General features: G+C 68.5%; 11 protein-coding genes and 1 pseudogene. 7 read left to right on the top strand and 5 right to left on the bottom strand.

Features of this window, described 5'->3' with window-relative positions:
• Positions 1-21: 21 nt before the first annotated feature.
• Together AU072_RS02760 and AU072_RS02755 are read left to right on the top strand one after the other, a co-directional pair.
• Positions 22-603 carry a restriction endonuclease gene (locus AU072_RS02760; RefSeq protein WP_064412367.1) on the top strand — a complete coding sequence of 194 codons (582 nt, stop codon included), beginning with the start codon at positions 22-24 and terminating at the stop codon, positions 601-603.
• Positions 604-748: 145 nt separating this feature from the next.
• Positions 749-1621 (top strand): type IV toxin-antitoxin system AbiEi family antitoxin, encoded by an 873-nt coding sequence (locus tag AU072_RS02755; RefSeq protein WP_064412366.1) that lies wholly within the window; start codon positions 749-751, stop codon positions 1619-1621.
• Between the two features lie 69 nt (positions 1622-1690).
• Here AU072_RS02755 and AU072_RS02750 read toward each other — a convergent pair whose 3' ends face one another.
• Positions 1691-2530 carry an SDR family oxidoreductase gene (locus AU072_RS02750; RefSeq protein ID WP_064412365.1) on the bottom strand — a complete coding sequence of 280 codons (840 nt, stop codon included), beginning with the start codon at positions 2528-2530 and terminating at the stop codon, positions 1691-1693.
• Between the two features lie 105 nt (positions 2531-2635).
• On the opposite strand from AU072_RS02750, the gene AU072_RS02745 reads away from it, so the two are divergent.
• The 3 genes from AU072_RS02745 (at position 2636) to nei2 (ending at position 8696) form a co-directional block, all read left to right on the top strand.
• The gene (locus AU072_RS02745) at positions 2636-3286 is read left to right on the top strand and encodes a TetR/AcrR family transcriptional regulator (RefSeq protein ID WP_064412506.1); all 651 of its coding nucleotides are present in this window, start codon (positions 2636-2638) and stop codon (positions 3284-3286) included.
• Between the two features lie 94 nt (positions 3287-3380).
• Complete coding sequence (locus AU072_RS02740) at positions 3381-7919, top strand: ATP-dependent helicase (RefSeq protein ID WP_064412364.1); 4539 nt, start codon at positions 3381-3383, stop codon at positions 7917-7919.
• Between the two features lie 3 nt (positions 7920-7922).
• Positions 7923-8696, top strand: a complete 774-nt coding sequence (gene nei2 / locus AU072_RS02735) for an endonuclease VIII Nei2 (RefSeq protein WP_064412363.1) — start codon at positions 7923-7925, stop codon at positions 8694-8696.
• A gap of 88 nt (positions 8697-8784) precedes the next feature.
• On the opposite strand, the gene AU072_RS02730 is transcribed toward nei2, so the two are convergent.
• Both AU072_RS02730 and AU072_RS02725 read right to left on the bottom strand, forming a co-directional pair.
• Positions 8785-9891: a fatty acid desaturase family protein gene (locus AU072_RS02730; protein ID WP_064412362.1), complete on the bottom strand. Its 1107-nt coding sequence runs from the start codon at positions 9889-9891 to the stop codon at positions 8785-8787.
• Between the two features lie 18 nt (positions 9892-9909).
• Positions 9910-10977, bottom strand: coding sequence for a ferredoxin reductase (locus AU072_RS02725; protein ID WP_064412361.1), 1068 nt, complete (start codon positions 10975-10977; stop codon positions 9910-9912).
• A gap of 69 nt (positions 10978-11046) precedes the next feature.
• Between AU072_RS02725 and AU072_RS02720 the strand changes: the two genes are divergently transcribed.
• Positions 11047-11733 (top strand): TetR family transcriptional regulator, encoded by a 687-nt coding sequence (locus tag AU072_RS02720; protein ID WP_064412360.1) that lies wholly within the window; start codon positions 11047-11049, stop codon positions 11731-11733.
• Between the two features lie 26 nt (positions 11734-11759).
• Positions 11760-12548 carry an enoyl-CoA hydratase/isomerase family protein gene (locus AU072_RS02715; protein WP_064412359.1) on the top strand — a complete coding sequence of 263 codons (789 nt, stop codon included), beginning with the start codon at positions 11760-11762 and terminating at the stop codon, positions 12546-12548.
• On the opposite strand, the gene AU072_RS02710 is transcribed toward AU072_RS02715, so the two are convergent.
• On the bottom strand, positions 12514-13284 hold the full coding sequence (locus AU072_RS02710) for an SDR family NAD(P)-dependent oxidoreductase (RefSeq protein WP_064412358.1): 771 nt from the start codon (positions 13282-13284) through the stop codon (positions 12514-12516). The two genes, AU072_RS02715 and AU072_RS02710, sit on opposite strands and share 35 nt — an antisense overlap.
• A gap of 29 nt (positions 13285-13313) precedes the next feature.
• Positions 13314-13451 (bottom strand): annotated as a pseudogene (locus tag AU072_RS28500) (RNA-binding protein); the annotation flags it as partial.

Here is a 13451-nt window from a genome sequence, read left to right as displayed (position 1 = left end):
AACGGATCGGTCGGTGCGGGGATGTCGGGGTCACGTCTTACGATCCGTCGGGTGACCGTAAAGCTGTACCTCGCTGCGGCCGGGGCGGCGGGGGTTGGGGCGTGGCTGCTCGGGGCCGCCCCGCAGTGGAGCCTTGCGCTCGGACTCGTCGCGCCGCTGGTACTCGCGGCGCTCCCACGCTTCCTCGCCGGCACCCTCGTCGGTGCCAGCACTCCCGGTGCCCGCGAGGACGTCACCGCCGCGATGTCGGGGCCGGAGTTCGAGGATCACGTGGCGCGGGTGGCCCGGTCCTGCGGGGCGCCGGTGATCATGACTGCGATCACCGGAGACTGGGGAGTCGACATCATCGTCGGCAAACGACCGGACCGTCTTGCCATCCAGTGCAAACGCCAGTCGCGCCCCGTCGGCGCGAGCGCCGTGCAGGAAGTGGTGGCGGGTGCGCCGATGCAGGACTGCACCAAGACGATGGTCGTCACCAACCACGAATTCACCGCCGCCGCACGCAAACTCGCCGAGCTTCACGGATGCGAGCTGATCGGCGGGGCCGACCTTCCGCGGTTACGGTCGACGATCCGGCGCCTGCTCGAGCCGTCGGCGCCCTGACTGCCCGAATTGCCCCGAACGTGCCGTTTCATCCGCGACACGCCGCGGAAAGCGTATGAGATCGCACAGTCGCGGGGGTGAACCTGTGGATAACGTGGGCTCTCCCCCCCGAAAGATGTCATGGCGGGGCGCGACCGTTGCGGCCATGGAAGATCTCGACTGGCCGTTTCGAGCAAGCGAGGCGCTCGACGCGGGACTACTGACGTTTCGCGAGCTGCGGCGATTTCACGCCGGCATCTATCCCGGCGTGTGGGCGCCGCGGGGCGTCGAGTTGTCGGCCGTCGACCGGGCCAGGGCCGCCTGGCTGTGGTCACGCCGACAAGGTGTACTGGCAGGCCTATCGGCGTCGGCGTTGCTCGGCGCGAAATGGGTCGAGCCTGACGCCGCCGCCGAACTCGTGCTGTCGAATCGGCGACCGCCGCCAAGAATCACCGTCCACAGCGACACACTGTTGCCCGAGGAGATCGTGACGCGCCACCAGATGCCCGTGACGACGCCGGAGCGCACCGCGTTCGACCTCGGCCGCCGGCTCCCGCTCGTGGAAGGCGTTCAACGCATCGACGCGCTGATGAATGCGACGGACATCAAGCCCGCCGACATCGACGAGGTGGCGCAGCGGCATCCCGGCGTGCGCGGCTTGCGGCAGCTACGCCAGACACTGGAACTCGTCGACGGCGGCGCGGAGTCGCCCTACGAATCACTGACCCGACTACTGCTGGTGCAGGCCGGATTTCCGCGTCCGGAAACCCAGATACGGGTGCTCGACCAGTCAGGGCGTGTGGTCGCACGCATCGATCTGGGATGGTCGCAGTATCGCGTCGGCGTGGATTTCGAAGGCGCACACCACTGGACTGACCCGCGACAACGTACCGCCGATGCCGAACGCTATTGGTTGCTGCCGCGGCTCGGCTGGAACGACATCAGGCTGACCAGCGGCGTGTTGCACAACCAGCCGCGCGTATTTCTCGAGCGAGTCGGCGAGGCACTAATCGCCCGCGGCTGCCCGAAAACATGGTGAACGTGCGGTTTCATCCGCCAAATCGGCGTGTCGCGGATGAAACCGCACGACCGGCGGCCAAGCGCCCCGCTAGAGAATCGGCCTGCCGCCGGTCACCGCGATCCGCGCACCCGTCACGTAGCTCGCCTCGTCGGACGCCAGCATCACGTAGACCGGCGCCAACTCGACCGGTTGACCGGCACGGCCCAACGGCGTGTTCTCGCCGAACTGCTTGACCTTCTCCGGCGGCATCGTCGACGGGATCAACGGTGTCCAGATCGGGCCCGGCGCGACGCTGTTGGCGCGAATACCCTTCTCGCCCAACATCTCCGCCAGGCTCGCGGAGAAGTTGGCGATCGCCGCCTTGGTGGCCGCGTACGGCGCCAGCTTCGGGTTGGGCATGTCGGAGTTCACCGAGGAACTGCCGATGATCGACGCACCGGCGCCCATGTGCGGCAGCGCGGCCTTCACGAGGTAGAAGTACGCCCCGACGTTGAGCCGGAACGTGTAATCCCACTCCTCGTTGCTGATCTCGTCGAGGGTGTCGTGCGTCATCTGGTAGGCGGCGTTGTTGACGAGCACATCGATCCCGCCGAATTCCTGTACGGCGCGGTCCACGACCGCGCGGCAGTGCGCCGGGTCGGAGAGATCGCCGGGCATCAACACACATTTGCGCCCGGCGTCCTCGACATACTTCTGGACCTCCTTGGCGTCGCCGTCCTCGTTCAGGTAGGCGATCAGCACGTCGGCGCCCTCGCGCGCGTAGGCGATCGCGACCGCGCGACCGATTCCGCTGTCGCCTCCGGTGATGACCGCGCGCTTACCGGTCAGCCGGCCCGACCCCTCATAACTCGTCTCGCCGCAGTCGGGGGTCGGGGTCATCTCGCTCTGCACACCGGGCGGGGACTGCTGCTGTTCTGGAAAACTCATCGATGGCCTCTCGTGGGATGTCTGTTCTTGCGCGGGGTTACCCCGCAGCCGTCCGAATACTCCGGACGATCCGCTGTTTGACATGTGTTCACTACGATGAAGCCCATGGCCGAGTCCCGACGGCGGCTCTCGCCCGCCGACCGACGCAGCGAGCTGCTGACGCTCGGCGCCGAGGTGTTCGGTCAGCGGCCCTACGACGAGGTTCGCATCGACGAGATCGCCGAGCGGGCCGGAGTGTCCCGGGCGTTGATGTACCACTACTTTCCGGACAAGCGGGCGTTCTTTGCCGCGGTGATCCGCGCCGAGGGTGAGCGGCTGTTCGAGGCCACCAACGTGGCACCGCGACCCGGCCAGAGCCTCTTCGACCAGGTGCGTGAGGGGGTGCTCGCCTATCTGCGCTACGACGACGAGCACCCACACGGCGCATGGGCCGCCTACGTGGGATCCGGCCGCTCCGATCCCGTGCTGCGCGGCATCGAGGACACCGACAACGACCGTCAAGCCAGCCGCATCCTCGGCCGCATCCACGCCGCCGTCGGCGACGACCTGGACGACAAGGTGGAGCGCGACCTGCGCATCACGGTCTACGGCTGGCTGGCCTTCACCTTCGAGATGTGCAGGCAACGGCTGATGGACCCGTCCATCGAGGCCGGTCCCGTGGCCGACGCGTGCGCACACGCCCTGTTCGACGCCATCGGACGAGTCCCCGGTATCCCTTCTCCCCTGCGCGAAGCGGTGTCACCGAATCGTCGCTGACCTGTGATTTCGGCGCGCCAAGCATCGCTGGGCGACAGCTGAGTCACCGCAACCGCCGAGGACTTGTCGGTGGTGGAGTGCACCATGGACGTCGATGAGCACATCCCCTCTCGCCCGGTTCAGCGACCTGACCCGGGAGTGGTTCACCGGCACATTCGCCGAGCCGACGCCCGCCCAGGCCCAAGCCTGGTCGGCGATCGCCGATGGGGACAACACGCTCGTCATCGCGCCCACCGGATCCGGTAAGACGCTCGCGGCGTTCCTGTGGGCAATCGACCAGTTGGCCTCCGTCCCCGCCGAACCACGAGCCGGCACCAAAGTGCTGTACGTCTCGCCGCTGAAGGCGCTCGCCGTCGACGTGGAGCGCAACCTGCGCACCCCGCTCACCGGTATCGCCCGCATGGCCGAACGGCGCGGCGTGCCCGCCCCACAGATCAGCGTGGGCGTGCGCTCCGGCGACACCTCCCCCGCGCAGCGGCGCGAACTGATCGCACGACCGCCCGACATTCTGATCACCACGCCCGAATCGCTGTTCCTGATGTTGACCTCGGCGGCGCGCGACACGCTGGCCGACGTCCGGACCGTCATCGTCGACGAGGTGCACGCCGTCGCGGCCACCAAACGCGGCGCCCACCTCGCGCTGTCGCTCGAGCGGTTGGATCAACTTCTCGACGCGCCCGCGCAGCGGATCGGCTTGTCGGCCACCGTCCGTCCCCCCGAGGAGGTGGCGCGGTTCCTGTCCGGTCAGGCCCGCACCACGATCGTGGCCCCACCGGCCGCCAAGACATTCGACCTGTCGGTCCAGGTGCCGGTGCCCGATATGGCCAACCTCGAGAACAACACCATCTGGCCCGACGTCGAAGAGAAGATCGTCGACCTGATCGAGGAGCACAATTCGTCGATCGTGTTCGCCAACTCGCGTCGCCTCGCCGAACGACTCACGTCGCGGCTCAACGAGATCCACGCTGAGCGCACCGGCCAGGAGCTCGAGACGGGACCCAACACCGGAGTCGCGGGCGGTTCGCCCGCCCACATCATGGGCAGCGGGCAGGCGTCGGGCGCGCCCACATTGCTGGCCCGTGCGCATCACGGCTCGGTCAGCAAGGAACAGCGCGCGCTCGTCGAGGACGACCTCAAGAGCGGTCGGCTCAAGGCCGTCGTCGCGACCTCGAGCCTGGAGCTCGGGATCGACATGGGCGCAGTCGATCTAGTGATCCAGGTGGAGGCCCCGCCCTCGGTGGCCAGCGGGCTGCAGCGCATCGGCCGCGCCGGCCACCAGGTCGGCGAGATCTCCCAGGGTGTGTTGTTCCCCAAGCACCGCACCGACCTGATCGGCTGCGCGGTGACGGTCAAGCGGATGCTCTCCGGTGAGATCGAGACCATGCGGGTGCCGACCAACCCGCTCGACGTGCTGGCCCAGCACACGGTCGCCGCGTGTGCGCTCGAACCGCTCGACGCCGACCGCTGGTTCGACGCGGTGCGGCGCAGCGCCCCGTTCGCAACCCTGCCGCGCAGCGCGTTCGAGGCGACGCTGGATCTGCTGTCGGGTAAGTATCCGTCGACCGAGTTCGCCGAGCTGCGGCCCCGCCTGGTGTACGACCGCGACACCGGCACGCTGACGGCTCGGCCAGGAGCGCAGCGGCTGGCGGTCACCAGCGGCGGCGCGATCCCCGACCGCGGCCTGTTCACGGTCTATCTGGCCACTGATTCCGAAAAACCTTCCCGCGTCGGGGAACTCGACGAGGAGATGGTGTACGAGTCGCGGCCGGGCGATGTGATCTCCCTGGGCGCGACGAGCTGGCGGATCACGGAGATCACCCACGACCGGGTCCTGGTGCTCCCGGCGCCCGGTCAGCCGGCGCGACTCCCGTTCTGGCGCGGCGACGGCGTCGGCCGCCCGGCCGAACTGGGCGCCGCGGTCGGGGCGTACACCGGCGAACTGGCCCGCCTCGGTCGCGACGAGTTCGATCAGCGTTGTCACGCAATGGGTTTCGACCAGTTCGCCACCGATAACCTGTGGCAGCTGATCGACGACCAGCGCCAGGCGACCGGCGTCGTGCCCTCGGACACCACATTCGTCGTCGAACGGTTCCGCGACGAGCTCGGCGACTGGCGCGTCATCCTGCACTCCCCCTACGGCTTGCGCGTGCACGGGCCACTCGCGCTGGCGGTGTCGCGGCGGCTGCGGGAGCGGTACGGCATCGAGGAGAAGCCCACCGCCTCCGACGACGGCATCATCGTGCGCCTGCCCGACACCGAAGATGCCCCTCCAGGTGCCGACCTGTTTGTGTTCGACGCCGACGAGATCGAGCCGATCGTCACCGCCGAGGTGGGCGGTTCGGCGTTGTTCGCCTCCCGTTTCCGCGAGTGTGCGGCCCGCGCATTGCTGCTGCCGCGCCGCCATCCGGGCAAGCGCTCCCCGCTGTGGCATCAGCGCCAGCGCGCCGCGCAATTGCTCGACGTCGCGCGCAAGTACCCCGACTTCCCGATCGTGTTGGAGGCCGTGCGGGAATGCCTGCAGGACGTCTACGACGTGCCCGCGCTCACCGAGCTGATGCACCGTGTCGCCCAGCGCCGGCTGCGCATCGTCGAGGTGGAGACCACAACGCCGTCGCCGTTCGCCGCGTCGCTGCTGTTCGGCTATGTCGGCGCATTCATGTACGAGGGCGACAGCCCCCTGGCCGAACGCCGTGCCGCGGCGCTGTCGTTGGACAGTGTGCTGCTCGCCGAACTGCTGGGCCGTGTCGAGCTGCGCGAGCTGCTCGACCCGCAGGTGATCACGAGTACCAACCGACAGCTGCAGCATCTGAGCGACGACCGCAAGGCGCGCGACGCCGAGGGCATCGCCGACCTGCTGCGGCTGCTGGGCCCGCTGACCGAGGCCGAGATCGCCGACCGCGCCACGACGTCCGACATCGGCGGCTGGCTCGACGGCTTGCGCGCCGCCAAACGGGCGTTGACCGTGTCCTTCGCCGACGAGACCTGGTGGATCGCCATCGAGGACATCGGCCTGTTGCGCGACGGCGTCGGTGTGGCCGTACCGGTCGGGGTGCCGACGGCGTTCACCGAATCGGTCGACGACCCGCTGGGTGAGCTGCTGGGCCGCTACGCGCGCACGCGAGGCCCGTTCACCACACACGACGCGGCGGCCCGGTTCGGTCTGGGTCTGCGGGTCACCGCCGACGTGCTGGGCCGGATGGCCATCGACGGCAAGCTGATTCGCGGTGAGTTCACCGATCTGCCGGTCGCCGACCCGACCGCCGCCGAGCAGTGGTGTGACGCCGATGTGCTCAAGATCCTGCGGCGCCGGTCGCTGGCGGCGCTGCGGGCGCAGATCGAGCCGGTCAGCACGGCGGCCTACGGGCGTTTCCTGCCGGCGTGGCAGTCGGTCGGCTCGGCGCACAGCAGCGGCGTCGACGGGCTCGCCACCGTGATCGATCAGCTTGCCGGCGTGCCGATTCCGGCTTCGGCCGTCGAGCCGCTGGTGTTCGGTCAGCGCGTCCGCGACTACCAGCCGGCGATGCTCGACGAACTGCTGGCCTCCGGTGAGGTCACGTGGTCGGGGGCCGGCCAGATCGGTGGCGGCGACGGGTGGATCGCCTTCCACTCCGCCGAGTCGGCGCCGCTGACGTTGAGCGCCCCCACCGAGATCGAGTTCACCGACAGCCACCGGGCGATCCTCGAAACGCTCGATCGCGGCGGCGCGTTCTTTTTCCGTCAGCTCACCGACAATCCGAACGAAGACCACAAGAATGCGCTGTGGGATCTGATCTGGGCGGGCTGGGTCACCGGCGACACGTTCGCGCCGGTGCGCGCGAAGTTGATGGGTACCCGCGGGGCATCGGGACGCCGGAGCGCCCCCGCGCACCGGCAGCGGCGACGGGCGCCGCGGTTGAGCAGCTACAGCGTCGCGCACGCCCAGACCCGTAACGCCGATCCCACGGTGGCGGGCCGGTGGTCGGCGCTGCCGGCCGCAGAACCGGAATCGACTGTGCGCGCACACTTTCAAGCCGAACTGCTGCTCGGGCGCCACGGGGTGCTGACCAAGGGTGCCGTTGGCGCCGAAGGCGTGCCGGGCGGCTTCGCCATGCTCTACAAGGTGCTGACGGCGTTCGAGGACGCCGGCCGGTGCCAGCGCGGCTATTTCGTTGAGTCACTCGGCGGCGCCCAGTTCGCCGTCGCGTCCACGGTGGACCGCCTGCGCTCCTATTTGGACAGCGTCGACTCTGACCACCGCGACTACCACGCGATCGTCCTCGCGGCCGCCGATCCGGCCAACCCCTACGGCGCCGCGCTCCCGTGGCCGACAAAGCGAACCGATGACGACGTCACCCACCGCCCGGGCCGCAAGGCCGGTGCACTGGTCGCGATGGTCGACGGCGAACTGGTGTGGTTCCTCGAACGCGGCGGACGTTCGCTGCTGAGCTTCACCGGCGACACCGACGCGCACATCGCCGCCGCTGCTGCCCTGGCCGATCTGGTCAGCAGCGGCCGGGCCGGATCGTTCCTCGTCGAGAAGGTCAACGGTGTTCCCGTGCTCGAACCGGGCGCCGAGGGTGAGCGCGCTGCGGTCCACGATGCCCTGCTGGGCGCCGGGTTCGCCCGGACGCCGCGCGGCCTGCGGTTGCGCTGACGCATGCCCGAAGGCGACACGGTCTACCGCACCGCCACCAAACTGCGTGAGGCACTGGTGGGCAAGCAGCTCACGCGCTGCGACGTGCGGGTGCCCAAGTTCGCGACGGTCGACCTGACGGGTTGTGTCGTCGACGAGGTGATCAGCCGCGGTAAGCATCTGTTCATCCGCGCCGGTGACGCCAGCATTCACTCCCATTTGAAGATGGAGGGCGCCTGGCTGATCGGCGGGCAGATTCGGCGGGTGCCCGAGTACAAGATCCGGATCCTGTTGCACACCAGCGACTCCCGCGCCGCCGGTGTCGACCTCGGCGTGCTGGAGATTCTGCAGCGCGACCACGATATGGAGGCCGTCGCCCACCTCGGACCGGACCTGCTGGGCGATGACTGGGAACCGCGGGTCGCCAGGGACAACCTGATCGCGGATCCGCAGCGGCCACTGGCCGAGGCGCTACTGGACCAGCGGGTGATGGCGGGCGTCGGCAACGTCTACGCCAACGAGCTCTGCTTCGTCACCGGCTACCTGCCCACCACTCCGGTCGGCAGGGTCAAGGACCCGCTGCGAATGGTGCAACGGGCCCGAGACATGCTGTGGCTGAACAGGTCCCGCGTCAACCGCACCACAACCGGCGACACCCGCGGCGGTCGTGACTTGTGGGTCTATGGCCGGCGTGGCCGACCGTGCCGCCGGTGCGGCACGCCCATCGAGTCGGACTCCCCGCGCCCCGGCAGCCCGGGCGATCGCGTCTCGTACTGGTGTCCGGTCTGCCAGACCTGACCCGCGCCGAAGCGCGCCGAGAATGCGGTTTGTGACGGATTTCGGCCGATTCTCGTCAGATACCGCAGTCTCGCCGCGCCCGGGGTCGCTACGGCAGCGCCAACCGGACGATCTTGCGCACCACCGTCGCGAACTGCCGCGGCAGCGACCCCGCGTTGTACGGGATTCCGTAGCGGGTGCAGATGTCCTTGACCTCTTCGGAGATCTCGGCCAGGCGGTGCGCTGGGATGTCGGGGAACAGATGGTGCTCGATCTGGAACGACAGGTTTCCGCTGAGAATGTGGAACAGCCTTCCGCCCGTCAGGTTCGCCGAGCCCAGCACCTGCCGGAAGTACCACTGGCCCCGCGTTTCGGCCTTGGTCTCCTCCACGGAGAACTCCTGCACGTCGTCGGGGAAGTGGCCGCAGAAGATGATCATGTACGCCCACACGTTGCGCATCAGGTTAGCGGTCAGGTTCCCCGCGACCACCCACGGCGCGAACGGCCCGGCCAGCAGCGGGAACGCGACGTAATCCTTGAGTGTCTGGCGTTTGGTCTTGCGCCAGATGCCCTCGAGGATTTCGCGCTTGTCCGCGATCGTGATCTCCCCGGCGCGGATGCGCTCGGTCTCCAGTTCGTGCAGCGCGACGCCGTACTGGAACAGCACCATCAGAAGGAAGGCGTAGACGGGGTTGCCGAGGAAGTACGGCGTCCACTTCTGGTCCTTGCTCATCCGCAGGATGCCGTAACCGACGTCGCGGTCCATGCCGACGATGTTGGTGTAGGTGTGGTGCATGTAGTTGTGCGAGTGGCGCCACTGCTCGCCCGGGCACGCGGTGTCCCATTCGAAACCCCGGCTGGAGATGTTCGGGTCACCCATCCAGTCGTATTGACCGTGCATGACGTTGTGGCCGATCTCCATGTTGTCGAGGATCTTCGACAGTCCCAGCAGCGCGGTGCCCGCCAGCCAGAACGGCGGGAACACCCCGCCGAACAGCAGGGCCCGCCCGCCGATCTCGAAAGCGCGCTGGGTCTTGATGATTCGACGGATGTAGGTGGCGTCGCGCTCGCCGAGGTCGGCGATCACGCGCTCCTTGAGTGCGTCGAGTTCGCGGCCGAACGCCTCGGCCTGCTCGGCGGTCAAACTGATCTTCTTGCCCGCCACCGTCTTTTCGAGGGTGGGCGGTTTCGAAGTGATGTCGGTGATGACGGTCATGTCGAACTCCTTTCGGTTCTACAGCGCGAGGTCGACGTCGCCGACGGGGGCCGAGACGCAGATCTGCACGTCTTCCTCCTCCGCGGCGGACATCGCGCCGGTGACCATGTTCTTCACCACGCCGCGCGTCTTGCGGCGGGTGCAGCTGTGGCAGATGCCCATTCGGCATCCGCTTTCGGGGGCCAGGCCCGCGTCTTCGGCCTGCTCCAGCAGCGGGCGACCGTCGTCGGTCACCGCCACCCCGCTGTCGGCGAACGTGATCGTGCCGCCCGAGGGTTCGGCGGGCACGGTGTACGTCGGGGGGACGAAGCTCTCCGAGCGCACGTTCGTGCAGTGCTCACGCACGGCGAAGGCCAGTTCGGGCGGGCCGCAGACGAACACCGCGTCCGGGTCGGGCATTGCCGCCTCCAGATGCGCGGGGCCGAAGCGACCGGTCAGGTCGGAGCCGGCCGTCGACCGCGTGTAGCCGTGCAGCACCCGCACGCCCGTCATGGTGTCGAGCTCGGCGCGGTAGCACGCCTCCTCGGCGGAGCGGGCGTAGTGGATGAACGCGGTCTCGCCGCGGAACCCGCCCGCCCGCAGTGTCCGCAGCATCGACATCACCGGGGTGATTCCGCTCCCGCCGGACACGAACAGGATGCGCCGCGGAGGGTCATCGGGAACCACGAAGTCGCCGCCGACCGAGTCCAGACCCACCACCATGCCGGGGCGGGCGTGGTCGCACAGGTAGCCGGAGACCAGGCCCCCGTCGTGGCGGCCCACCGTCAGCTCGAGGTAGCGGTCCCCCTCGGCGTTGGCCGGCGAGTACGGCCGGGTGCGACGGCGACCGTCGATCTCGACCGTGAGGTTGACGTGCTGTCCGGCGCGGAAACCGGTGAACGCCTGATTCGGCTCCAGGGTGAGGGTGACGCTGCGCGGGGTCTGCCGCCGCACCGCGACGACCTCGGCTCGGGCGTCGCCCCGCGTCCAGGTGGGCGCGACGAGCTCGGTGTATCGGTCCACCCCGTGGGGCCCGGTGAGCAGGTCGACCAGCGGCGACCCGAGCACCCTTTCCCGCAGGCCACGGGTCAAAGTTTGAGTGAACATATGTACACTGTGCGGGGGTGTGCAGCACCTCGTCAACCCATTCACCCAGGTTGTGGTAGGTTTCACACAGTGAACAGTCGTACGCCTGGCTCACGGTCGAGCCGGTCGGGACGGTCACGTTCGCGCGAGCACCCGCGGGCGACCATGTCCCGCGAGGAGCGCAAGGAGGCCACCCGGCAGGCGATCGTCGCGGCCGCCCTCAAACTGCTCGAGGAGCGCAGCTTCTCCGCGCTGAGCCTGCGCGAGGTCACGCGAGAAGCCGGCATCGTGCCCGCGGCGTTCTACCGGCATTTCGAGTCGATGGAAGCCCTCGGCCTCGTCCTCATCGACGAGTCGTTCCGCAGCCTGCGCGACATGCTGCGGGGGGCCCGCGCGGGCAGGCTCGACCCCAAGCGGGTCATCGAGTCCAGCGTCGACATCCTCATCGACGGCGTGAACGAACGCCGCGAACACTGGCGCTTCATCGGCCGCGAACGAAACAGCGGCGTCACTGTTCTGCGCTACGCCATCCGCACCGAGATCCGGCTGATCACCTCCGAGCTCGCGATCGACCTGGCCCGCTTCCCGAACCTCAACACGTGGAGCAGCGAGGATCTCAACATCCTGGCGAGCCTGTTCGTCAACGCGATGATCGTGATCGCCGAAGCCATCGAGGACGCCCACGACCAGGCCGCGCTCAACGAGATCAAACGGGTGGCCGTCAAACAGCTGCGGATGATCGCTGTCGGGGTCGCCGGATGGCGCAGCACCGTGTGAGACAGGGTGCGGGTTAGCGTGTGCGCATGCCGCACCTCGAAGTTGCCTACCCCCGTCCCGACATCGCCGTGCTCACGCTGAACCGGCCCGAGAAACTCAACGCGCTGTCCTACGAACTCGTCGAGGACCTCCACGCGACGCTGGAGCAGATCGGTTCCAACAACGACTGCCGCGTCGTCGTGCTCACCGGCGCCGGACGCGGTTTCTGCTCGGGTCTGGACCTGACCGATCCCAATCCGCAGAAGACAGGCCAGGGCACGGAGTTTCCGCGTTCGGGTATGCGCTGGCAGGAGCGCATCGCCGACCTGACCGCCCGCATCCACCGGCTGCGCCAACCCGTGATCGCCGCGGTCAACGGGGTCGCGTACGGCGGCGGGATGGGCATCGCGCTGGCCTGCGACATCCGGATCGCCTCGGAGTCGGCGCGCTTTTGCACCCAGTTCATCAAGCTGGGTCTCGGCGGCTGCGACATCGGGGTCAGCTATACGCTTCCCCGGATCATCGGCGCCGGTCCCGCATTCGATCTGATCCTCACGGCACGGGCGGTCGACGCGCTGGAGGCCTTACGGCTCGGGCTGGTGTCGCGGGTGTCGACCGACGAAGCGGTCGTCTTCGATGCCATGGCGATCGCCGAGACGCTCTGCGGCTACGGCAAGTTCGGCCTCGAGTCGACGAAGCAGGTGCTGTGGGCCAACCTCGAGGCGTCGAGCCTGGAAGCGGCCCTGCACCTGGAGAACCGCAGCCAGATCCTGGCCTCGACCAGCGGCGAGATGCGCGAAGCTAGCGAGGCGTTCCGCCGCCGTCCACGATCATGACCGTACCGGTGATGTAGCTGCCGGCATCCGAAGCCAAGAGCAGCGCGGTGCCGACCATTTCGTCGGGTGATGCGAGCCGTTTGAGGAACGTGCTGCGCGCCATCCCGTCGACGACCTCCTGCGGGTTGTTGCGCATCATGTCGGTGTCCACCGGCCCGGGAGCGATCGCGTTCACCCGAATGCCCGAGGGCGCGAACTCGGCGGCCATCGACCTGGTGAACGACATCAGCGCGGCCTTGTTGGCGGAGTAGATCGAGGTCAACGCCGAGAAGTTGAACGCACCGACCGAAACCATGTTGATCACACTGGCTTTCGCGCTGGCCTTGAGATGAGGCAGGGCCGCCTGCACCAGGAACACCGGCCCGCGCAGGTTGACCTCGAACGACTTCGTCAGGGCGTCGGGCGTCATCTCACCCAAGGGTTGCGCCAGGGCATTGGCGGCGTTGTTGACCACCACGTCGATTCCGCCGTACTCGTCGACGGTCCGCTGCACCAGCGCCTCGAGGGCGTCGACCTCACCCAAATGGGTGGGCACGCCGACGGCTTGGCCCCCGAGACCGCGCAGATGTTGCGCAGCCTGTTCGCAGGCCTCCGGTTTGCGGCTGGCCACCACGACGCGCGCGCCGGCCAGGACGAAGCCCTCGGCCAGCGCAAGGCCGATGCCCCTGGTGCCGCCCGTGACGATCACGGTGCGGCCGGTCATATCGAAGAGACGGTCGAACGAAGCGCGGTCCACGGCCGTCAGTCAAGCAGATGGACCAGGCCTCAGATGCAACCGCTCACGCTTACCCGACGCCCGACGTTGACGCACGCGCTGACGTTCGGCGCCGGCGGCGGCGGAACGTACACCGGCGGGGGCGGCGGAGGCGGCGGAGGTGGAGGTGGAGGCGGCGCATCCGAGGG

The sequence above is a fragment of the Mycolicibacterium novocastrense genome (genome assembly GCF_001499835.1).
Classification (GTDB): domain Bacteria; phylum Actinomycetota; class Actinomycetes; order Mycobacteriales; family Mycobacteriaceae; genus Mycobacterium; species Mycobacterium novocastrense.
This window is presented reverse-complemented; position numbering and strand designations above follow the sequence as displayed.

Excerpts from the sequence above, each read along its gene's own strand:
- AU072_RS02760 (WP_064412367.1), top strand. The coding sequence starts at position 22 with ATGTCGGGGTCACGTCTTACGATCCGTCGGGTGACCGTAAAGCTGTAC.
- AU072_RS02755 (WP_064412366.1), top strand. The coding sequence starts at position 749 with ATGGAAGATCTCGACTGGCCGTTTCGAGCAAGCGAGGCGCTCGACGCG.
- AU072_RS02750 (WP_064412365.1), bottom strand. The coding sequence starts at position 2,530 with ATGAGTTTTCCAGAACAGCAGCAGTCCCCGCCCGGTGTGCAGAGCGAG.
- AU072_RS02745 (WP_064412506.1), top strand. The coding sequence starts at position 2,636 with ATGGCCGAGTCCCGACGGCGGCTCTCGCCCGCCGACCGACGCAGCGAG.
- AU072_RS02740 (WP_064412364.1), top strand. The coding sequence starts at position 3,381 with ATGAGCACATCCCCTCTCGCCCGGTTCAGCGACCTGACCCGGGAGTGG.
- nei2 (WP_064412363.1), top strand. The coding sequence starts at position 7,923 with ATGCCCGAAGGCGACACGGTCTACCGCACCGCCACCAAACTGCGTGAG.
- AU072_RS02730 (WP_064412362.1), bottom strand. The coding sequence starts at position 9,891 with ATGACCGTCATCACCGACATCACTTCGAAACCGCCCACCCTCGAAAAG.
- AU072_RS02725 (WP_064412361.1), bottom strand. The coding sequence starts at position 10,977 with ATGTTCACTCAAACTTTGACCCGTGGCCTGCGGGAAAGGGTGCTCGGG.
- AU072_RS02715 (WP_064412359.1), top strand. The coding sequence starts at position 11,760 with ATGCCGCACCTCGAAGTTGCCTACCCCCGTCCCGACATCGCCGTGCTC.